This is a genomic window from Enterococcus pingfangensis (assembly GCF_005405205.1).
Taxonomy (GTDB): Bacteria; Bacillota; Bacilli; order Lactobacillales; family Enterococcaceae; genus Enterococcus_A; species Enterococcus_A pingfangensis.
In genome coordinates, this window is record NZ_BJDP01000007.1 from 108,581 (window position 1) to 130,522 (window position 21,942).

A 21,942-nucleotide genomic window follows, 5' to 3' on the forward strand; every position below is an offset into this window, starting at 1 on the left:
AACTATCTCCTATTTCTTATCAATTACTCTTACAAAAAAAGATCTTCCTCGCGTACTTTTAGTTTCAAATACGCCTTTGTTCGCTAGATATTGTGTCATCCTTTGACCAGCAGAGAGTTTGTAAAAGTTCCAGCTTTCATAATACGGGTTATTTAATCACTCGTCAAATTCGACCGAATAGATTTTTTTACTCAAATCCGTCTCTGCACAAAAAAAACGGCTAGACGATTATCTAGCCGTGAATCATTAGTCGATTTTCTTTTGCTTAATCTTTCCTGTCCATTCTTGCATACCGCCTTTAAGAATGTACAAGTCTGTGTAGCCTTTTTTGCGTAATAAGTTGGCTGCTCGAGCACTGATCGACTTATTTTGGTCATAAATGTAAATCGGTTGATCTTTGCGTAAAGAGCTATACGTTTCTTTTAACATCGTATAAGGGAAACTGCGTGCGCTTAAAATATGTTTTGCATTGAACTCATCACGTTCACGAACATCGATTACTTGTGCTTTGCGCATCCCTGCTTGAAATTCTTCTTGTGTAATTATTTTAGCCGAGCGTTTCATCATGATCCGCACATACAATTCATACAGACCATATAAAACGATCACCGTAATTAGTACACTATTAATCATCCACCAAATTGACATAACTTAATCCCTCTCTGACCTTTTCTATTTAGCTAATGAAGCTGCACCGATTACGCCGGCCTCATTTCCTAACTCTGCTAGTTTGACTTTTGTACTTTCGCGGACTTGCGGGAAAGTAAATTCTTTGAAATATTTTTCTACTCGGCTGCGTAAAAATTCACCCGCTGCTGAAACACCGCCGCCAATCACGATTGTTGATGGGTTCAGGGTATTTCCTAAATTGCCGCAAGCTAACCCTAGATAGAAGGTCACTTTGTCTACGACCATCAAAGCCAGATCATCGCCATCATTTTCTGCCAGTTCAAAAACATCTTTACTTGTGATGTCTTCTCCGTTATCTAGACGAGCTTTCAAGGTTGATCCGCCAGCATATTCTTCTGCTAATTGACGCGCTACTCGTACGACACCCGTCGCACTAGCCACTGTTTCTAGACAGCCGCGTTTTCCGCAAGTACATTCAAAACCAGTTGGATCGACTGTTACATGTCCAATCTCACCCGCACAGCCAGCTGCACCGTGAAGCAATTGCCCATTCATAACGATCCCGCCGCCGACACCAGTACCTAAAGTCATAAAGATCACGTCAGATTCATTTTCTCCAGCACCTTTCCAGCGTTCGCCTAAAGCAGCGACGTTGGCATCGTTATCGATACTGAATTTGATTTTTGTCCCTTTTTCGATCTCTTTTTTAACTTGTTGCAGTGTTGTCCAGTTTAAATTATATGCTCCAATTACGGTACCAGCCTTAATATCGACACTACCGGGCGTTCCCATTCCAATCCCGATAAATTGTTCTGGCACCATATCATACAATGATAAATGATGATTGATCGAATCAATGATATCCGGTACGATATGTGAACCGTCGTCTAAAATATTTGTTTCGATACTCCATTTTTGCTGAATTTCACCTGTTTCAGTCAAAATAGCAAATTTCACAGTTGTCCCGCCTAAATCAATACCTAATAATTTTTTATCCACTCTAGTCACCTTCTCGACTTTCTTCAATGTGATGTTCTCGTTTTAAAATGCCCCAACCTTGCAAATAAGTGTCTCGATCGATTACGCGACTCTCATATAAATTTCTCAATTCGATCTGCATCAATTCAATATCGTAGATTCGCTTCCCGACGTAAACATAGATACCAAATTGTTTGAGCAGTTGTTGCACATCATACAAACTTTCCATTAAACCACATCCCTAATATTATACAGAAAAAAATCGATTTTTATAGCCCATTTTTTTATTTCCTAATTTATTTTAAAAAAAGAACCCTTACATCCATTTTATAGTCTATCTCATTGCGCGGACACTCGCAAATTGAATCGAGCTATTCTTCTAACAATGCTGTTAATCTTAAAACGGTCTTCCAATTACGCGCTGTTAGTTCAGCTAGTTTATTAAGCTTCGCTGTTAATTTAGAAAGTCGGATGCTTTGTTCAGTGAGATAATAAATATCTTTATCCTTTACGACTGCCCGCTCACCAAGTCCTGAAATTTCTTGCGGAGTCATGCTTGCTGTTGAAAAATAAACATACAGATGAACTATTTTAGGATCTTGCCTTTCTGCTTCAGCAATCTCAGCGGCTGTAAATGGCAAACGATCGCGAATGGATAACATTTCGGTCTTTGTTCGATAGATGATCGGCACAGAAAAACCAAAACGTTGGGCAAACGCCTCTGCGATTTCTTTAGAAAAGTCACTTATTTCTTTATCTGTTGTAAATAGGATATTGCCGCTTTGGATGTAGCTATTGACATCCGTGAATCCTAATTCTGAAAAAAGTTCTTTTAACTCCTTCATCTTGACCACATTTTTGCCGCCGACATTGATCCCTCTAAATAACGCTAAATATCTCATGCTCTGCTCCTCCATCAAAAAAACGGACATTTCTGCCCGTGATTATTGATACATACTGAATTTTCTTAAACCAAAAAAGACCAATAGGACGATGACAAAAATAAAAAATAAAACAGCAGTGATCCGTGCGCGCAGGGAGAAGCGCTCTTTTCCATAAGGAACTGCTACTGCCCAACCAGATAATGCACCACCGACGATACCGCCTAAATGTCCCCAAATATCGATCGTTGAATCAAACAAACCAAAGACTAAATTCATTAAAATAAATAATCCGAACTGCCGAGTCAACGCTTGGATCGCGCCATTGTCGCGATAGTGCATACCGACAACTAAAAAGGCCCCGAACAAACCAAAAATCGCGGTACTGGCCCCACCGGATAACGTTGTCGGTTGATTGAAGGCGAAGCTTGCGAAATTTCCCAGCACGCCGCTCAATAAATAAACGACGGCAAAGCGCCAATGTCCAAAAATTGCTTCACATTGCTGTCCCATATAATACAGTACCACACCATTCAAAGCAAAATGCATCAGACCAAAATGGATAAACATTGGCGTGATAAAGCGCCAATATTGATGCTGCCAAATAATAGATGGCGAGAACATCCCCAGCTGATTTTCAATCGCTAATCCAGGTAATAAATATTGCAATAAGAAGACGATCGTATTGATCGCAAAAAGAGTATACATCACATAAGGCTTGTCTTTTCTCATATATTTTCCTCTCATTTTTTAGTGATTCGCATTGTTTCCAAATTTAGCGATTTAAGCAAGAAATAATTGCTGAATCTGTTGGTCGAATGTTTCCGTTTGCCAACCTTCCATCAGCTGTTCGGCAAAAACCAAACTGCAAGTTTTACCGTGATAGTTTGCTAAGTAGCGATCATAATAACCGCCGCCAAAACCGACCCGGTAGCCTGAGCGTTTATAAACCAGCCCCGGAACAATCAGCAAATCTAGTTCATCAGGTTCCGCAATAGCTTCAATCGTCGGCTCTTCGACGCCAAATTTCGTCGTCGCAAATGCGGTATCAGGCCCAACCCAATGAAACTCCAGTTTACCTTTAGGCAATGATTTGGGAACAGCTACCTTTTTCCCCGCTTCGAATGCGCGCTGAATCAATAAAGAAGTTGGAAACTCAAACTGAGTCGCCATCGTCACACCAATACTAGACGCGTCTTTCCACAAATTACTTTGAAAAAATTTATCGAGAATGAGCTCGACTTGGATTTGTCTTTGCTCGCTATCAGCGATTTTTTGCAACCGAGTGATTGCTAGTTTTCGTAATTCTTGTTTTTCCATTTCATCACCTTCTTATTTAGAAATACTAACAAAATCAGCCTAAAATAAAAAGAGGATCACTCCTCTTTAACGAAATTACTAGAATCAGATCAAATATTTTGCCGTTATCTAGGACTATGCTAATTTTTTTTCATCAATTGAAAAATAAAATACGGTGCTCCGATCAACGAAACAATGATTCCCGCTGCCATTTCACCATCCGGCAAAATCACTCGCGCTAAAATATCACTGAACAACAACAAAATACCGCCGATCAATGCCGCCATCACTAACGTCTGATTATTTTTCCGACCTGTTAACTGACGGGCGATATGCGGCGCGATCAACCCGATAAAACTGATGCTTCCGGCGATTGAGACACTTACTGCCGCCAAACAAACGGCGCAAATCAAAAAGAAAAGCTGGGTTCGTTTTAATTTTATCCCTAATCCAACCGCGATATCATCGCCGAATTCCAATATTTCTAATGAACGCCCCTTCAATAAAATCAACGGCAACAGACAAACCAGCCACGGAAGCAACAGCCAGACGTGTTCTTGGGTCGTTCCCCAGATCGTACCAGCCAGCCATGCTGTCACAAACTGATAATTATCGCGAGAAACTTGGATCGTTCCGATCAATGTCAGCGCTGAGATCCCTGCATTTACCGCCACACCCGCTAGCAACAACCGATTAGGCGTGATTCGTTCAGCTTGTCGTCCAAAGTAATAGACCAACCCAGTCGCGATAAAACTGCCGATACAAGCAATCAGCGGCAAATACCAGCTATTCTCACCCGTAGCAAAAAAACCTAAATAAAGCAAAACAGTCAAGCCTGCTCCTGCATTGATCCCTAAAATCCCCGGATCAGCCAAATCATTATGAGTAATTGTTTGAAACAAATACCCTGAGACTGCCAACCCCATTCCCGCTAGAATCGAAACCATCAGGCGCGGAAACCGAAAATCAAAAACGATCAATTGTTGGCTCGTTGTAGCAGTGTGTTGGAATACGCGGATCAGATCACTGAATGTTACTGGGATCGTTCCAACTGTCAGGCTGAGTGATATTCCTAGTATCAATAAGAGAAGCAAACTCAGCCAACCTATTTTTTTCCTCATAAGCTTCCCTTCCTAATTTGTAAAAGTAAAAATGGTACGCCGATGATCGTGATGATCACTCCAGTCGGGGTTTCTAAAGGCGGTGCAACTAAACGCGAGACGATATCCGCCACGACAAAAAATAATGCGCCGAAAAATCCCGATGCGGCGATCACATAACGATAATCATGCCCAACAAAAAAACGAACGATATGCGGTACCATCAATCCAATAAAACTGATCGTTCCGACTAAAGCGACCGAACTTCCTGCTAACAATAAAACAAACAGCATGCTTAACTGACGAATGCGGCTAGGATTTTTTCCTAAAGAAATCGCCGTTTCATCTCCCATGCTCAACAAAGTTACTTGAGGACTGATCAAACAGGCACCGATGATCCCTAGTAAGATCAATGGAAAAATCGTCTGTAGCTGATTCCATGTAAGATTTGCGGTACCTCCCACAAACCAAAAAGTCATGTCTTGATTCAAATCAAATAACAAACTGATGCTTTGGCTAATTGCCGCAAAAAAAGAACTCAATGCCGCCCCTAACAAAACGATTCGAATTGGAGACAAGCCGAATGAAACTCGTTTTGAAACAAAATAAATCAATAAAATCGAGACCGACGCTCCAAGAAATGAGCCAAGGACACCTACAGACGGTGAAGGATTCGCATCGATTGCAAAAATCAATGCGAGACCTAATCCGGCCCCTGAATTGATTCCTAAAAGTCCCGAATCCGCAATTGGATTGGAGGTAATTCCTTGGATCAAAGCGCCAGAGATTGCAAAAGCTGCCCCAACTAAAACAGCCCCTAGCATTCTTGGCAGACGTAAATAACGAATCAATTGCTCCCCTTGATCATTCGGGTCAAAATGCAGCAATGCTTGAGAAACATCTGTCCATTTACTAGTTACCGCTCCATAACGCAAAGATAAAACCATCGCTGCTAACAGCAAGATGAAAACAATTGGGAAGAAATATTTTCGTCTAGCCATTTTCTAGCACTCCTTCACTAAGTCATACGCGATAACGATTGGTTTATCACTGTTAGGCAACGTCGCAAATGTTGCTTGAATATCAAAAAGAGTCAACAATTTATCTGCTGTAAACATTTCTTTGGGCGTTCCTTGGAACAGTAATTGCCCTTGTTTCATTCCTAATAAGTAATCAGAAAAACGTGAAGCATGATTCAAATCATGGATCGTCATCAAAATAGTTTTCCCTTGACGATTAATTTCTTGCAGCAACTCTAAGATTTCTAATTGATGTGCCGGATCCAAAAAGGTGATCGGTTCATCCAAGATCAAGATGTCAGTGTCTTGTGCTAAAGCCATCGCGATCCAGACACGCTGCTGTTGTCCGCCAGACAACGTCAACAAAGTCCGATCTTTCAACTCTTGCAAATTGGTCGCTTCGATCGCCCAGTCGATCAGCTGACGGTCTTGTTCTTTTAATCCCGAAAAGCCCTTTTGATACGGAAAGCGTCCATAAGCTACGATCTCTTCTACAGTCAATCCATTTATTTGAGTACTGCATTGTGATAGCGACGCGATTTTTTGTGCAACTGTCTTAGTATCTAAACGCTGGACATTTTCCCCATCGATCAAAACCTCGCCTTTCGCCGGTTCAAGAATCCGGGCTAAGGTCTTTAAAAAAGTAGATTTGCCGCAACCATTCGGGCCAATCAAACTAGTAATCTGCCCTTTAGGAATTTCTACTGTAATATCGTTTACAACGATTTTTTTTTCGTATCCGATTGAAAGATCAGTCGTATTTAATTTTGTCATAGATCTTCCTCATTTCTCTGATAATCATTCTCAATTATGACGCTCTTTTTCTTCATCGTCAACCCGTCAATGAAAGAAAGATCCTTATTGACAGCGCTTGTGCTTTCGGTAATAATATTAATTGAGAAATATTCTCAATTAATGTTGAAGGAGTTTTTTTATGTTCAAAAAATTAGTTCTAGGAACCGCTTCTTTGTTAGCGCTGTTTAGCTTAGCCGCTTGCGGACAAAGTAGTGAAAGTAAAGATAGCAATAATGAAGTACGGACAGTAACCGATGCACAAGATCATAAAGTTGAAATTCCCAAAAAACCAAAACGGATCATCGCTTCTTATCTAGAAGACTACTTAGTCGCTTTGGATGAAAAACCGATCGCTCAGTGGACTGTCGGCGAAGGTCGGATCCAACATTACTTGCAAGATGAACTAGAAGGCATTCCGACTATCAATTATGACTTGCCTTACGAAGATGTGTTGAAATTAGAACCGGATCTTTTACTGATTGGTTCAAACGGCACGCTTGAAGGCGGAAAGTACAAAGAATACGCTAAAATCGCTCCAACTTATGTCGTAAAAAATGGCGACAACGTTACTTGGCGCGACCAATTAGAGATCATCGGCGACGTGCTGAATAAAAAAGACCAAGCTGAAAAAGTTGAAAAAGATTACGATCAATTAGTCGCACAAACAAAAGAAGATTTAGGCGATAAAATCGAAGGCAAATCGGCCGCCGTTTTATGGGTCACTAACAACTCAGCCTTTATGGTAGCAGATAATCGTTCCAGCGGGCAATTGCTTTATAACGAGCTAGGCTTTGAAGTTCCTCAATTAACAAAAGATATTAGTGAAAAAGCAACTGCTGACTTTTCGCAAGTATCGTTAGAAAGCTTGTCTCAACTTGATGCCGACTACATCTTCTTAGTCAACAGCGATTCTGGAGCTGCTATGTTCAACGATCCATTATGGAGTAATATCCCAGCTGTAAAAAACAACCAACTATTTGAATTTGATAACAAATCCAGCTGGTTATACAATGGACCAATCGCCTATACCAAAATCATTGAAAATATCCGCGATGTCTTAAAATAAAAAAAGATGCCGTCTGATCAAAAGTCGTTTTCTCAATAAAAGCGGCTTTGATCAGAACGGCATTTATTTTTTACTGCGACGTGTGCGGGTCGCGGCTTCTTCTGTCTTTACTAAAAATTTCAATCGATAAGGTTCGTGATAACGGACACCCTCTTTAACAAAATCACCGCCAACAATAAATAATCCAATCGGTCTTAACGGCTCCGTTTGACGGATTGTCCCAATCGTTTCTAGTTCACGATAATTTTTTCCAATTTGCAATTGGTAAGTTCCTACGCTTGCCTGTTTCACATAGTAATAGGGATACAAAGTATTTTCCTCGATCAAAAAGCCCTCTTCTTTTGCCAAATCGCGCGTAGTGATTTCTTTTTCATCGATCAGCGCCTGGATATCTTCGACTAGCTTCAATTGATAGTCTTCGTTAAAGTCAACGTCTATTTCTTTTGCTTGTTTAAACCCTTGTCTAGCTTTTTTAGGTTGTTCATTTTGAATATTGAAGGCATCATCCGGCAAGTATTTGACAAAAAGCTGAGTGATGTCTCCTTTCACATTTTTATCCAAGAAGTAATAAAAGAAGTTTAAAACAATGAAATAGACCAATCCGATAAGAACCAGACCATAGAGCACTAATTGGAGATAATTTTGATTCAGCCACAAACCATAAATGATCCGTAAAATATATACGGTCGGCAAGATACTCAATAATGTATAGGCGCGATTTGAATACTTAGGACTGATATCTAAAAAGCCTAGAAATTTATTTAATCCATTAATAATATCTAATAATATAGTCATTGGCTATCACTCGTTTCTGTTCCAGCCGATTCATCAACTGTCTGCTGTTGTGTCGGGGTTGTTTGTGATTCTTCTGTTGAAGATTGGGCTGTATCAGAAGAATTCTCAATTGAAGATTGCGGTGTTTCAACTTGATTATCCGCAACCGCACTTTCTTCATTATTACCTACATCCGGTACTTCGCTTGATTCTTGTTCTTCATTGATCGTACTAGTTTCATGAGTCGTATTCGAATCTTGAGAAGAATCGGTCGTGTTGGTCGTAGATTCGGTCGTCGGTGTCGTGGCTTTGACTTGACGATAACTGGAATTATTTAAAATCCCTGAAGTTGTTGCGATCAAGATCGATAGTGTCAAAAGCGCGATAGGCTTCAAAATCGGTGGTACTTTACGCATCTGATCCTTCCTTTCTAAATGTTCTATTTAACTATTAGTTTTATCATTGGAAGATTAGCTTTTGTTTAGGAATGTGTGAAGATTTTATGTAGATTTTTCCAAAGCGCTCGTATTGCGCTGTATTTAGTCAAAAAAACTAGAAATAATAACCGCTGTTAATTGACAGTCTTGTCCGTAAATTTTCGACTGAAACTCAAAAAAAGCCAACAATCGCTGTCGATTGCTGGCTTGCTCGTCGATTATTTTACTTCTTTATGCAAAGTAACTTTACGTTCGCGTGGGCAATATTTCATTTTTTCCAAACGATCAGGGTTGTTACGTTTGTTTTTGCTTGTTAGGTAGTTACGTTCTTTACAAGAAGTACATTCCAAAGTGATATTTACGCGCATGATTTTCCCTCCCTAGCTAAAATCAGTTTTCCAAGATATTTCTCAGACTTTGATATCATATCATGTTTTCTTTTTCTTGACTAGTCTTTTTATGATTTTTGTTAAGTAGTTCTACTTGACGTTTTTAAAGTTGCGCTTCAATATCTTTGGCGATTTCTTCTGGCTTTGTTTGCGATGCATAGCGCTTTATCACGTTTCCTTCACGATCGATCAAAAATTTAGTGAAATTCCATTTGATCGCTTTGTTAAGTAATCCACCTTGCGCATCTTTCAAATAACTGTATAGCGGTGCTTCGTTTTCACCATTGACATCGACCTTGGCGAACGTTTGGAAAGTCGTATGGTATTTCAACTGACAGAACTCCGCAAGTTCACTATTTGTGCCATCTGCTTGGTTGCCAAATTGATTGCAAGGGAAATCAAGAATTTCAAATCCTTTTTCTTGGTAATCTTCATACAAGTTTTGCAGGCCTTCATATTGCGGTGTAAAGCCGCATCCTGTCGCGGTATTGACAACTAAAAGAACTTTTCCTCGATAATCCGCTAAAGATTTCTCAGTTCCATTTGTTTGTTTCACTTCAAAATCGTATACTGTCATCTTCTTCACTCCTCAGTTAAATGCTTACTTGTTTATCATACTCTTAAAAACGCTACATGAAAAATATTTTATTTCCGCGTAATTTGTTATAGAAAAAGCTAAGGAGGCTCGCTCCTTAGCTTATTGTACGCCATAGGTGTCCGCAAAAGCATTTAATATGTCTTTTGCGATGGCTTTATTCGTATCATCATGTTCTTCATCCAAGTTAGGCAGCATCACACTGATTGCTACTTGTGGATTATCATATGGTGCATAAGCTACGATGTTACTGTTGATCGTACTTGCCCCATTTTCCGCCACCGTTTCTGCGGTACCTGTTTTGGCTGCCGGATCAATTTTGGCTGAAGCCAAATCGCGCGCAGTTGTATAGGCGTCGCTGCCGTGAACCGCTTGATAAAATCCTTGCTTGATGATTCCCATCTGATCTTGGGTAATATTCACTTGATTCAATTTTTTCCCGGTAATTTCCGTTTGCAGATCGCCTAATCCGCCGCTGTCATTGTTGCCGTAAATTCCTTTTACTACATGAGGTGAGATTCTAGTCCCGCCATTAGCGACTGTCGCTGCATATTGAGCAAGCTGCATTGGAGTATACGTATCATACTGACCAAATGAAAGATCCAACAAGTTCCCGCCGCCAGGTCCGTTTTCTTCGCCAAAATTAGTATTCATGATACCAGTAGCTTCATTTGGTAAATCGATTTCTGTTTTTACACCCATTCCATATTCGGCAAAGGCGTTTCGTAATTTATTATACATTTCTTTGGTGGAAGCAATTTCCGGTAAGGTCATATTTTGCTGGTATTCAACGCCCAGCATCCGCAACACGAGCTGCATCATATACGCATTCGAAGACCATTCGAGTGCTTTGACTGTGTTCAAAGAGATTTGATTTCCTAAAACTTGATTGTAAATCGAGCCTTTTAATGACGTCCCAGATAATTTAATCGGCTGATCGATCAAAACATCATTTCCACTGATTGCTCCTGTTTCATAACCTGCGGTAACCGTTCCGCCTTTGACAACAGATCCGGGAACAAACGCGTTTGTGATCGTGCCTAATGTATTTTCTTCCAATGTCTTACTATTGATATCGTGGGTAAATCCGGTCATTGCATAAACTTCGCCTGTAGTTGGATTCAAGGCCACCGCATAAGCACCCGGCGAATATTTAGCAACACCGCTGTCTACCAATCCTTGATAGTGAGTTTTCAAAATTTCTTCCACTTTTGTCTGGAAGTCCGAATTGATGGTCATAACAATGTTAGAACCTTTTTCACCTTTTTTGACTTCTTTTTGTTTTTCAATGTTTCCATCTTGATTCAAAGTAACTTTGTATTCGCCTTTTTTACCTTGAAGTTGTTCTTCATATTGTTTTTCTAAATAACTTTTACCGACACGGTCATTGCGTGAATAACCTTTTTTCAAATATTCATCGGCATCTTCTGCCGGCAGTCCTTCTTTTTCTGTCGTAATCGTTCCTAAAATACTCTTCAATGAACCGTCTAAAGCCGCATTATAGGAGCGATCCCAGTCGGTTCCTGTAGAAACGCCCGGCAGATCAGCCGCGTGTTCTGCAACTACCGCTAATTCTTCATCGGTCACATCTTCATTTTTTACAAAAACCGTGCTGAGTGCTGAAGCAGCGTTCATCCGCTTGAAGATCGTCGCAACTTTTAATTGATTGTCATCAAACTGAATCTCACTATCTTTGACTTTATCGACCAGCTTTTGATATTCATCGGTTGTATCTAGATTTTTCTCTTTAAAAGACAAACGGTCCTCGGCTTCTTTTAAATGATCCTTATCGGCTAACCAATAATCTTTTTTATCACGAGTAGTTAGATCTTCATCCGCAGGTACATCAATCAACGTATTGAGTTCCTCAGCTAATTCAAGAATATCTGAAGCTTCCATTGAATTGCCGCGAGTAAAAGTGATTGCCGGGTTAGCAACATTATTAACTAAAGCTGTTCCGTTAGCGTCATAAATCACACCACGCGGGGCATTTTCTTTTACCGTGATCGTTGTTGATGCCTTCATCTCAGCTTTCATCTTGTCCCCTTCAACGATCTGAAGATAACCTAATCGAGTGACTAGGATGACGAACAAGCCGAAGATGACAAAAAATAGAAAGTTCAATCTAAATGGGACATGACTTCTATTTTGATTGCGGCCGCTTTCGTCCGCGAGTCTCAATTTTTCAAAAAGTTTCTTAAATGGATTCGTTAGTTTCATTCATCTGTTCCTTCCACTTTGACAGTTACTTTTCTTATTGTAGCTGAAAAAGTGGTTTTTCAAAAGGATTATTCGTAGTTCCTTTACCATCGTTTAAAAACTTTAATTTTTCTTGCGATAAAAATCTCGGTTGTTTCACGGATATGTGATAGATTTTTTAATTGACAATTTTTTCAGCGCTAAATCTGGTTTATTAATTGAGAAAAGCCTCATCTTTCGTGAAACATTCTATTTTTTATTTTACTGTGGAAAACTTCGCTGATTCAAAAGACAGGTCTCAGGCATTTTCTTTAAAAAGTTTTCCACAAATCGCTTTATCTTTTGACGATATAAAAAAACCGGTGAGTAAACTCACCGGAAATTTTTTTAGCTGCGACTCATGTTGTTGATATCTGCTTTGATTGCTTCAATAAACATACTTAAATCTTGTGCTGCTTGTTCTTCACTACCGTAGCGGCGAACATTGACTGAAGCTTCTTCGACTTCTTTGTCGCCGATTACTAATAGGTAAGGAATTTTTTGTGTTTGAGCTTGGCGAATCTTATAACCAAGTTTTTCATTGCGGTCATCGACTTCGACACGAACACCTTCACGAACCAAACGATCTTTCACTTCATAAGCATAGTCACCATGATGTTCTGGTGAGACTGGTAGGATCGCTACTTGCTCTGGTGCCAACCAAGTTGGGAAAGCACCTTTGTATTGTTCGATTAAGTAAGCAGTAAAGCGTTCCATTGTTGAAACGACACTACGGTGAACAACAACTGGACGATGATCTTTACCATCTTCACCAACATAAGTTAAATCAAAACGTTCAGGCAATAAGAAGTCAAATTGGATCGTAGATAATGTTTCTTCTGTTCCTAATGCAGTCAACACTTGAACGTCAAGTTTTGGACCATAGAAAGCAGCTTCACCATCAGCTTCAAAGTATTCAAAGCCAGATTCATCCATTACTTCTTTTAATAGACTTTGCGAAGTTTCCCACATTTGATCGTCATCGAAATATTTTTCAGTGTTTTCTGGATCACGATAGCTTAGACGGAAACGATAGTCATCAAAACCGAAATCTTTGTATACTTCTAAAATCAAGTCTAATGTACGACGGAATTCCTCTTTGATTTGATCGGGACGAACAAAGACATGGGCATCATTCATTGTCATCTCACGAACACGTTGCAAGCCTGATAACGCACCTGATTTTTCATAACGGTGGTCCATCCCAAGTTCGGCGATGCGGATTGGTAATTCGCGGTATGAATGGATATGATTTTTATAGATCATCATGTGATGCGGGCAGTTCATCGGACGTAAAACTAAGGATTCTTCACCGTCACCCATATCCATGATTGGGAACATGTCTTCTTTATAATGATCCCAGTGACCAGAAGTTTTGTATAAACTTGTGTCTGCTAATACCGGAGTATACACATGTTCATAACCCATTGAAATTTCTTTGTCCACAATGTAACGTTCGATGACGCGGCGAATCGTTGCACCTTTTGGCAACCAGAAAGGCAGACCTGAACCAACTTCTTGCGAGATCATGAATAAATCTAATTCTTTTCCTAGTTTACGATGATCGCGTTCTTTAGCTTCTTCACGCATTTTCAAGAAATGATCTAAATCTGCTTGATTGAAGAAAGCTGTTCCGTAAACCCGTTGCATCATTTGGTTATCAGAATTTCCGCGCCAGTAAGCTCCGGCAACTGATAATAATTTAACGATTTTGATTTTTCCTGTTGATGGTACGTGCGGTCCACGACATAAGTCAGTGAATTCACCTTGAGAATACGCTGTGATTACTTCGTCTTCTGGCAGATCAGAGATCAATTCTACTTTGTATGGATCATAGCTGAAGAAATCCAAAGCTTCTTGGCGGCTCATCACTTTGCGTTCAATCGGCAGATTTTCTTTGATAATTTTTTTCATTTCTTGTTCGATTGCTGGGAAATCTTCTTCACTAAGTTGATTTTCTCCGTTATCAGTATCGTAATAGAACCCTGTATCAATCGCTGGCCCTACACCAAAATGCATATTTGGGAATAGACGACGAACTGCTTGTGCCATTAAATGGGCACTTGAATGACGAACAAGCGGCAATGCTTCTTCATCTTTTTCAGTCACGATTTTCAATTCCGCATCTTCTTCAATTGCACGATTCAAATCTTCTAACTCGCCGTTTACTACAACAGCTAACGCATTTTTTGCTAATGAATTAGAAATACTTTTTGCGATCTCTAAGCCAGTAACACCATTGTCAAACTCTTTTATTGATCCATCTGGAAATGAAATTTTTACCATCCTGTAGTTCCCCCTTATGATTTTCGATTGATAAAAAAAAAGTCCTAGTACCGAAAACGGTACTAGGACGAATAAACGTGGTTCCACCTAATCTTTGAGCAGAATTTCTGCTCCTCACAAGCGATAACGGCGCTGTCCGCTGCTACATTTGTGCAACAGTCTCTGAAAGTGGTCATCCCTTGCGCTTGTCTGGAAAAGTCTCAGCCGTGCTTTTCCTCTCTGATAAACAGCTATCAAGTTCAGGTGTCTTTCTTCATCAATCATTTACATTGTCATTATAAACACTTATCGATTTGAAATGCAAGCATAATATTTATTATTTCCATTTTCCGCCTTGTGCATACTTGCCTTTTTGCATCTCATTGATGATCACATGGATGTTCTCTTTTGGCGCACCAACGTTTTTTGAAATCGCCTCGGTTACCTCTTCGACCATCTTTGTTAACTGTTCTTCTGTTCTTCCTTCGACTAATTCAATGTGGACAAATGGCATAATAAATCGCTCCTTTATTTTTTTATTTCTATTGCTTTATTTTAGCACAAATAGTTCTAAAATGAAGATTCCTTCAGAAAAACTACTTTTCAGACCATAAAATGATTTCATTGGCTGAATAATAAAGCTGCTGCTGACCACTAAAACGGATCAAATATTTCTCTTGTTGCTTGTCATAAAAAACGATTACGCCATAAATCCCTTTAAAAGGGCCATTTATTACTGTGACGCTCTCGCCTAGTTTAAATTGTTCCATCAAACATCCCATCCCTCTTTCACTTCTTGCCTCAAGCATAAATAGTTCTGATAAAATTGTCAAAGATTGTCTTTGCGATTCAAATTAGTATTGTTAGCCCTTTCATCATGGTAAAGTAGACCTATCAGATTGGAGGAAAACGCATGGATATCTATTTGCATTTTACAGATCAAGCAGCAGAAGCCATTACTTTTTATGAAGATGTCTTTAAGACAAAACCGGCACAGATCATGACGTTTGGCCAAATGCCCCCCGATGATAATAATCCCGTCGATGATTCTATCAAAGATTTAGTATTGCACGCGAACTTGCAGATCAATGATACGAATGTCATGATCTCTGATAGTCCGGAAAGTTTAGCGTCACCAAGAATTATCGGAAATACTGTCGCTTTGGTTTTCAATGCAACAACGGCTGAAGAAGCTTTAGAGATTTTTCAACGTTTAGCGGAAAATGGTACTGTTCTGCTTCCGCTTGAAAAAACATTTTGGGCAGAATTATACGGAATGGTCAAAGATCAATATGACGTAAATTGGTATATCAATTTTTTATAAGGAGGAAATTTTATGGAACAGCAATTTGGTTGTTGTTTATGGTTTGACGGACAGCTGGCTGAAGCTGCCGCTTTTTATACTTCGACTTTTGAAAATAGCCGAATAAAAGATGAAACTTATTATATTACAGATGAACATGGCACAATCGGTGATTTACTGACGATCACATTAGATTTAGCTGGCTGTGAATTTCTCTTACTAAATGGCGGGGATACTTTTAAACCGACTCCGGCAGTCTCGTATGTTGTTAACTGTGAAAACGAAGAGCAGCTGAATCGTGTTTGGCAAGAATTGAATCAAGCTGGTCAAACATTGATGCCGTTGATGGATTATCCAGAACTGGGAAAATACGGTTGGACCAATGACCGCTATGGTTTTTCTTGGCAAGTTCGCTTAGAAGGTACTGCACAAACGATCGTGCCCTGCATCATGTTTGCAAATGAAAATTTTGGTCTGGCTCAAGCTGCGATCGATGAATGGATCACCGTATTTGGTGGAAAACAAAATTTTGCGGTCAAAGAAGACGAACATCTGCGAGCCGCCGGGTTTCAGTTGCGCGGGCAAGATCTGATCATTATGGACAGCCCAGAAAAACACGCCTTTGATTTTTCTATGGGAAATTCCTTTTATTTCTATTTCAACGATCAAGCCGACATCGATCACGTATGGGATGCAATCACTGCTGCTGGAAAAGAATGGCCCTGCGGCTGGATGGAAGATCGCTACGGTGTCTATTGGCAAACTGTTAATAAACAACTGCTCGCTTGGACTAACGACCCAGATCCAGTAAAAGCGAAACGCGCGACCCAAGAGCTGTATAAAATGAAAAAAATCAATCTTGCTCAGATCCAACGAGCGCATGATGGAACAATTGAATCCGCTTGAAGTTAATTGCGGGAGTCATTTTTTCAAGTGACACCAGACGCTTACGCTGAAATCCTTCGTTTATCAAGGATTTCGGCTTTTTATCTATTTGTTCTATTTTAAAAAAAACCAACAACCAAGAATTTTCACTCGAGGTTATTGGCCCTGTGGTTTAGCAGTATTCACTTCGTAATCGTTATTTTAATCAATCTAGTGTTCTTGCTTAGATTTAATGTAGTAGTAAAAAATTTTTTAGTTCAATACCTATCCGTGTTTTATTTTCACATACTGGCAAAATAACTTTCTAATCTATCTTAGTCTATTTCAAATCTATCTTTATTTTCTTCTGCAAACTCCTTGAATGAAGTTAATTTGATACCATAAGTTTTTAATAGATCAATGTCAACATCATAGCCAGAGATATTATTCCACTCCTCACTACGTGCACTTAATATATGCACTCCTTCTGCTAGCGCATCATCAGAACTAAGTGTAACAATTTTGAAGGCCTTGCCAGTTACTGCTGAAATAGTCGCAGCAATTTCATTATAAGTCAATGATTCAGCAGCTAACTCGATACTTTTGTGACTGAACTTTTCTGGATTGGCAAAGGCGGCAACAGCAAATTTTGCCACATCAGTCATCGCGATATGATCGATGCGCGTATCCGACAATACCACCGTTCTTATTTCTCCCTGCTCGAACAGTGGATACATGAACTTAGCTTTTTCAGTAAAGTTTTCCATCATCGCAGCTGGTTTCAAGATCGTCCACTCCGCAAAACCAGCAGAACGAACCGCTTCTTCAATATCCCATTTATCGGTCCAATACTTTTCAAACCAATAACCGGTGCCCCATTTCGGAAATTCTTTGTATCTGCTGGTGGCAGCAACAGACGTGTGCACAAACTGTTTGACACCATTCTTAATAGCACTGTGAATCAAAGCAGAAGCTTGTTTGCGTTCTCTGTCAGTTTCAACGGTATCTATACCAGAGATTGGCACAGAAAATACAGCGTCGACATCTTTCATTGCATTATCTAAAGAAGCAGGATCATCGAAATCTCCCACAACAGCTTTTGCCCCTTTTTGAATTAGTTCTTGAGCTTTTACTTTTGCTTTATCCCGCACTAAAATACGAACGTTAAACCCTTGCTTTAACGCTTCCTCAGCTACCGCACTGCCCTGGATTCCAGTGGCGCCGGTAACTAAAATTAATTTTTGTTTGTTTGAATTCATGATAAATCACCTTTCAAATATAAATTTTTATTCAACTGTTTTTAATCTTCTATGAAGCTTTCCATCAGCTACACTAACCTTCAAAAATTGGTTCACTTTATTTTGTTTCGATCGATAAACTCTTTTCTATCATTTGAACAAGATATTTAAAAACTATACCAACCATGTTATACTCACTTTATTGTTTTTAGATTAAAAATTCAAGTACTGTCTTTTTTGATAGGTACTATGTTTTTTGGTAGTAATGATGTTTCAAGCTTTTTTAGGAGGAAATTATTTAATGGAGAATACAAAATATTATTCACCTGAGTGTGGTTTAGCGAAAGTTCAGAAAATACTAGGCGGAAAGTGGAAATTGGTATTACTCTGGTCTCTTTCAGAGCAACCTAGACGCTTTGGCGAAATTAACCGCTACTTCCCAGAAATGACACAAGCCATGTTGACAAAACAATTGAGAGAATTAGAACATGATAAACTTGTTCATCGTGAAGTTTATCAGGAAGTTCCTCCCAAAGTGGAATATTCATTAACAGAGTTAGGGGAAAATTTTTTCCCAATCATAGAGTCAATGTTCGAGTGGGGAGAAAAAAATCTAGCAGACTGAACTGCTCAGATAGATCAGTCTCACCGAAAAAATGAATATGAAAAATCATGCATGAGGAATTTATAAAAATCGTGAGGGGTGCGGCAAAAGTCTTGTCACACCTTTTTTTAAATTTAACGATGAAAAGCAGCTTCTTCAGAAATAAGTCAAAATTTCTTGAAACTCTCCTCTGCTGTCACAACTATTTTTCATAAAAATCAACTTTTTGCTTCTCTTCCTTCTTATATGCTATACTATTATGCTGTTATAAACAGTGGATGGAAAAACAAAGGGGGATGCTCAATGAACGCACGTGAATACGAACAAGAGCACGTCCAACAAACAAGCGCTTTGATCCAACAGGAACTAGCCTTTTTGGACAACCAAAAGAAAGAAACCAAAGCAAAATTTGATACCGACATGTTAGAAAATGCCGGTCAAAGAATTCAAGGTGGTTCCTTCGAGGCTTTAGCTGAAACAATGGCAGACACAAGGCAGCATGAAGCTGAATTGCTTTTGCGTTATCAGACACTTGCTTCTCAGGAAAAACGGCAAAGAGTGCTTAAATTGATGGGAGAAAATCCCTATTTTGCCCGAATCGATTTTAAAGAAGATCAAGAAACCGAGACCTTGTATTTAGGAATTTCTTCTTTGCGGGATGCGCAGGAAGAAACGGTTGTAATCGACTGGCGCGCACCGATCGCCAATCTTTATTATGAAGGCACGTTGGGACAAACAGAATACGAAGCGCATGACGCGATCATTCCGATCGAATTGCAATTGAAACGTCAATTCAAGATTCGTGAAGGCCAGATTTTATCAATGGTGGATACATCAGAAGCGATCAACGATGATTTTCTCTTAGAAATTTTAGATGAAGCGTCTTCGAATCATATGAAAAATATCGTTGCTACGATCCAACGTTCACAAAATGAGATCATTCGTGATGCGAGAAGTAAAGTCTTAGTAGTCGAAGGAATCGCCGGCAGCGGTAAAACATCTGCCTTGCTGCAACGAGTCGCCTACTTGCTCTACCACAATCGCAAATGGTTAGATAACGAACAAGTTTTACTATTTTCTCCTAACCATATCTTTTCAGATTATATCTCAACTGTCTTGCCGTCATTAGGCGAAAGCGGCATCCCGACCGAAACATTTAAAACATTTTTGAGCGCCTTATTGCCGACTTATCAGATTCATACGGAAGAAAGTCATGAAGAAGTCTTCCTTTCCGGTCAAGACGATCGAATCTTGCGGGCTAAAAGCAGTTTTGCAATTGTCCAGGAATTGTATAATTATGTTGAACGGATCGCGCCATTCGGACCTTTGTTCCGCGATATCAAATTGAAGCAAGAAGTCTTGATCTCGAAAAAACAAATTCGTAATTGGTATCAAGAAGCCAATCCTGAATTGCCAATGTATCAGCGGATGCAATTACTGCAAACAAAACTTTTGAAAAAATTAGGCGGCTTAGAAAAAGACGAAATGAAAAAAGATTGGGCTAAAGAAGCGGCTGATGAGTTGATCGAAGCGGCTTTTGTCAACAACCCCAATATGGAAGATTCAGAAAAAGCTGAACGTCGGTTGAGGCGGCAAATGACTCAAAAAGTCGTCCGCAAAAAACTAAAACCTCTGCGCAGACAAATCACTCGTTTTGGTTTCATCAATTATGCGAAACAATATCTCCATTTCTTGCAAAATGTTCCAAATCGTTTGTTGGCCCATTACCAATTGACACAAGAGGATTGGAAATTGATGCTCGAAGAACTATTAAATGATTTCAAACGGAAAGACCTTAGTTTAGAAGACGGGACATTATTGTTCCTATTGATGAAATCGATCCATCCGCTAGATGTGAAGCAAAAAGCGCGTTTCATTTTTATCGATGAGATGCAAGACTTTTCTCCTGCACAAGTTGCTTTGCTGCGCCATTTGTATCCTAAAGCGACCTATACTTTATGTGGCGACTTGAATCAAAAAGTTTTTGGAAATGAAAGCATGGTCCATTCTTTGGCACAGATTTTCCCTGATCAGTCATTGACTCATTTTGAATTGACTACCAGCTATCGGTCAACTGAAGAAATCACTAATTTTGCCAACCAATTTTTGACGCAAGAAAACCGCGTGGAATTGACGGCTCGGGTCGGCGATCTGCCAAAAGTTTATTATACAAATAACTCTCGGCAAATGATCGATGGTTTGATCCAACAGATTGAAGAAACCGCTGAGGCAGCCAAATATTGGCGGACAGCCATCATCGCTAAAACGGTTGAAGAATGTCAGGCTCTTTACGATCAATTGACTCCTGAACAAAAAACTCAAGTCCAACTATTGGTTGATGAAGAAGACTTCATGAAAAAAAATCTAATCATCATCCCGACTTATTTAGCGAAGGGATTAGAATTTGACCGGGTCTTTGCTTGGAACGTTTCACCTGAAAATTACTATACAGAACAAGACAAACTGATTCTTTATACTGTCTGCACCCGTGCGATGCATGAACTAAATCTGTTAGTCATCGGCAAACAAAGCCCTTTGTTGGAAATGATCCCAGCAGATCTTTATGTTCAAAAATCACTAAATTAACCAAACAACTCGGTGAAGAAGTCTTCACCGAGTTGTTTAGCATTTTATTTATTCACTAAAATAAGCGGGTGTGACAAGGCTTTTGTCACACCCGCTAGTTGCTTTAATCTTCTAATTCCACATTGTGGTAGATTTGCTGAACATCTTCTAATTCATCCAGTACATCGATCATTTTTTCGAACTTCTCTAGATCTTCACCAGTCAATGTTACTTCATTTTGCGGAATCATTTGCATTTCAGCAACTGAAAATTCTGTGATTCCTTTTTCTTTCAAAGCTTCTTGGATCGCATTGAAATCTTCTGGTTCGCCGTAAACGATAATTTGACCTTCTTCATCCACCACATCACGCACATCGATCTCTTTATCCATCAAGTATTCCAAAATTTCATCGGCATCATCACCGGCAAAACCAAACAATGCAGTGTTGTCGAACATGTAAGCAACTGCACCAGAAACCCCCATGTTCCCGCCGTTTTTACCAAAGGCCGCCCGAACGTCTGAAGCTGTCCGATTGACATTGTTTGTCAGCGCATCAACGATCACCATTGAACCATTAGGACCGAAGCCTTCGTAACGCAATTCTTGGAAAGTCTCGTCGCCAGATCCTTTCGCTTTTTCAATTGCTCGATCAATGATATGTTTTGGAACATTATACGTTTTTGCCCGTTCAATAACGAAACGTAATTTTTGATTTGCATGCGGATCAGGTTCACCTGATTTTGCTGCTGCATAAATCTCAATTCCAAATTTAGCGTAAATTTTACTGTTGTTTGCATCCTTCGCGGTCTTTTTAGCCACGATATTCGCCCATTTACGTCCCATATTTTCACTTCTCTTTCGTTAATTTCATACTTTCTCATTATAACGACTCACTTACACT

Annotated in this window: 24 protein-coding genes; 5 read left to right on the top strand and 19 right to left on the bottom strand. The window is 39.6% G+C overall.

Going from position 1 to position 21,942, the window contains the following annotated elements; genetic code table 11:
* Positions 1-246 precede the first annotated feature (246 nt).
* From FFM63_RS05630 to FFM63_RS05670, 9 genes are all read right to left on the bottom strand, one after another.
* The gene (locus FFM63_RS05630) at positions 247-648 is read right to left on the bottom strand and encodes a rhodanese-like domain-containing protein (protein ID WP_137609346.1); all 402 of its coding nucleotides are present in this window, start codon (positions 646-648) and stop codon (positions 247-249) included.
* A 24-nt stretch (positions 649-672) separates the two neighbouring features.
* Positions 673-1,629: an ROK family glucokinase gene (locus FFM63_RS05635; RefSeq protein ID WP_137609347.1), complete on the bottom strand. Its 957-nt coding sequence runs from the start codon at positions 1,627-1,629 to the stop codon at positions 673-675.
* A 1-nt stretch (position 1,630) separates the two neighbouring features.
* Entirely contained in the window at positions 1,631-1,837 is a 207-nt protein-coding gene (locus FFM63_RS05640; protein WP_137609348.1) for a YqgQ family protein, read from the bottom strand.
* Positions 1,838-1,979: 142 nt separating this feature from the next.
* Entirely contained in the window at positions 1,980-2,510 is a 531-nt protein-coding gene (locus tag FFM63_RS05645; RefSeq protein ID WP_171000196.1) for a DUF1697 domain-containing protein, read from the bottom strand.
* A gap of 42 nt (positions 2,511-2,552) precedes the next feature.
* Complete coding sequence (locus FFM63_RS05650; protein ID WP_137609350.1) at positions 2,553-3,221, bottom strand: rhomboid family intramembrane serine protease; 669 nt, start codon at positions 3,219-3,221, stop codon at positions 2,553-2,555.
* Positions 3,222-3,272: 51 nt separating this feature from the next.
* Positions 3,273-3,809 carry a 5-formyltetrahydrofolate cyclo-ligase gene (locus tag FFM63_RS05655; protein WP_137609351.1) on the bottom strand — a complete coding sequence of 179 codons (537 nt, stop codon included), beginning with the start codon at positions 3,807-3,809 and terminating at the stop codon, positions 3,273-3,275.
* A gap of 119 nt (positions 3,810-3,928) precedes the next feature.
* Positions 3,929-4,909: a FecCD family ABC transporter permease gene (locus FFM63_RS05660; RefSeq protein ID WP_137609352.1), complete on the bottom strand. Its 981-nt coding sequence runs from the start codon at positions 4,907-4,909 to the stop codon at positions 3,929-3,931.
* Positions 4,906-5,889 carry a FecCD family ABC transporter permease gene (locus FFM63_RS05665; RefSeq protein ID WP_137609353.1) on the bottom strand — a complete coding sequence of 328 codons (984 nt, stop codon included), beginning with the start codon at positions 5,887-5,889 and terminating at the stop codon, positions 4,906-4,908. Before FFM63_RS05665 ends, FFM63_RS05660 begins: the two co-directional genes overlap by 4 nt.
* A gap of 3 nt (positions 5,890-5,892) precedes the next feature.
* A complete protein-coding gene (locus FFM63_RS05670; RefSeq protein ID WP_137609354.1) occupies positions 5,893-6,681 on the bottom strand; it encodes an ABC transporter ATP-binding protein in 789 nt (262 codons plus the stop codon).
* Positions 6,682-6,841: 160 nt separating this feature from the next.
* On the opposite strand from FFM63_RS05670, the gene FFM63_RS05675 reads away from it, so the two are divergent.
* A complete protein-coding gene (locus tag FFM63_RS05675) occupies positions 6,842-7,768 on the top strand; it encodes an ABC transporter substrate-binding protein (protein ID WP_137609355.1) in 927 nt (308 codons plus the stop codon).
* A gap of 63 nt (positions 7,769-7,831) precedes the next feature.
* Here FFM63_RS05675 and FFM63_RS05680 read toward each other — a convergent pair whose 3' ends face one another.
* The 8 genes from FFM63_RS05680 to FFM63_RS09785 all read right to left on the bottom strand — a co-directional run bounded on the left by FFM63_RS05680 (position 7,832) and on the right by FFM63_RS09785 (position 15,236).
* Positions 7,832-8,563, bottom strand: a complete 732-nt coding sequence (locus FFM63_RS05680; protein ID WP_137609356.1) for a DUF6681 family protein — start codon at positions 8,561-8,563, stop codon at positions 7,832-7,834.
* Entirely contained in the window at positions 8,560-8,958 is a 399-nt protein-coding gene (locus FFM63_RS05685; protein ID WP_137609357.1) for a hypothetical protein, read from the bottom strand. The genes FFM63_RS05680 and FFM63_RS05685 overlap by 4 nt, the downstream gene beginning before the upstream one ends.
* Positions 8,959-9,197: 239 nt before the next feature.
* Complete coding sequence (gene rpmG, locus FFM63_RS05690; RefSeq protein WP_067623696.1) at positions 9,198-9,347, bottom strand: 50S ribosomal protein L33; 150 nt, start codon at positions 9,345-9,347, stop codon at positions 9,198-9,200.
* A gap of 124 nt (positions 9,348-9,471) precedes the next feature.
* Positions 9,472-9,945 carry a glutathione peroxidase gene (locus FFM63_RS05695; protein WP_137609358.1) on the bottom strand — a complete coding sequence of 158 codons (474 nt, stop codon included), beginning with the start codon at positions 9,943-9,945 and terminating at the stop codon, positions 9,472-9,474.
* Between the two features lie 120 nt (positions 9,946-10,065).
* Entirely contained in the window at positions 10,066-12,183 is a 2,118-nt protein-coding gene (locus tag FFM63_RS05700; protein ID WP_137609359.1) for a penicillin-binding transpeptidase domain-containing protein, read from the bottom strand.
* Positions 12,184-12,549: 366 nt separating this feature from the next.
* Positions 12,550-14,487 carry a threonine--tRNA ligase gene (thrS, locus tag FFM63_RS05705; RefSeq protein WP_137609360.1) on the bottom strand — a complete coding sequence of 646 codons (1,938 nt, stop codon included), beginning with the start codon at positions 14,485-14,487 and terminating at the stop codon, positions 12,550-12,552.
* A gap of 316 nt (positions 14,488-14,803) precedes the next feature.
* Positions 14,804-14,980 (bottom strand): 2-hydroxymuconate tautomerase, encoded by a 177-nt coding sequence (gene thmT / locus FFM63_RS05710; protein ID WP_137609361.1) that lies wholly within the window; start codon positions 14,978-14,980, stop codon positions 14,804-14,806.
* An 82-nt stretch (positions 14,981-15,062) separates the two neighbouring features.
* Positions 15,063-15,236: a transcription termination/antitermination protein NusG gene (locus FFM63_RS09785; protein WP_171000197.1), complete on the bottom strand. Its 174-nt coding sequence runs from the start codon at positions 15,234-15,236 to the stop codon at positions 15,063-15,065.
* Positions 15,237-15,379: 143 nt separating this feature from the next.
* On the opposite strand from FFM63_RS09785, the gene FFM63_RS05715 reads away from it, so the two are divergent.
* Both FFM63_RS05715 and FFM63_RS05720 read left to right on the top strand, forming a co-directional pair.
* Complete coding sequence (locus FFM63_RS05715) at positions 15,380-15,790, top strand: VOC family protein (RefSeq protein WP_137609362.1); 411 nt, start codon at positions 15,380-15,382, stop codon at positions 15,788-15,790.
* Positions 15,791-15,802: 12 nt separating this feature from the next.
* On the top strand, positions 15,803-16,675 hold the full coding sequence (locus FFM63_RS05720) for a VOC family protein (RefSeq protein WP_137609363.1): 873 nt from the start codon (positions 15,803-15,805) through the stop codon (positions 16,673-16,675).
* A gap of 293 nt (positions 16,676-16,968) precedes the next feature.
* On the opposite strand, the gene FFM63_RS05725 is transcribed toward FFM63_RS05720, so the two are convergent.
* Complete coding sequence (locus FFM63_RS05725; protein WP_137609364.1) at positions 16,969-17,892, bottom strand: NmrA family NAD(P)-binding protein; 924 nt, start codon at positions 17,890-17,892, stop codon at positions 16,969-16,971.
* Between the two features lie 280 nt (positions 17,893-18,172).
* On the opposite strand from FFM63_RS05725, the gene FFM63_RS05730 reads away from it, so the two are divergent.
* Positions 18,173-18,496 carry a winged helix-turn-helix transcriptional regulator gene (locus FFM63_RS05730; RefSeq protein ID WP_137609365.1) on the top strand — a complete coding sequence of 108 codons (324 nt, stop codon included), beginning with the start codon at positions 18,173-18,175 and terminating at the stop codon, positions 18,494-18,496.
* Positions 18,497-18,778: 282 nt separating this feature from the next.
* The gene (gene helD, locus FFM63_RS05735) at positions 18,779-21,061 is read left to right on the top strand and encodes an RNA polymerase recycling motor HelD (RefSeq protein WP_137609366.1); all 2,283 of its coding nucleotides are present in this window, start codon (positions 18,779-18,781) and stop codon (positions 21,059-21,061) included.
* Positions 21,062-21,164: 103 nt separating this feature from the next.
* On the opposite strand, the gene FFM63_RS05740 is transcribed toward helD, so the two are convergent.
* Positions 21,165-21,884 carry a YebC/PmpR family DNA-binding transcriptional regulator gene (locus FFM63_RS05740; protein WP_137609367.1) on the bottom strand — a complete coding sequence of 240 codons (720 nt, stop codon included), beginning with the start codon at positions 21,882-21,884 and terminating at the stop codon, positions 21,165-21,167.
* Positions 21,885-21,942: the final 58 nt, after the last annotated feature.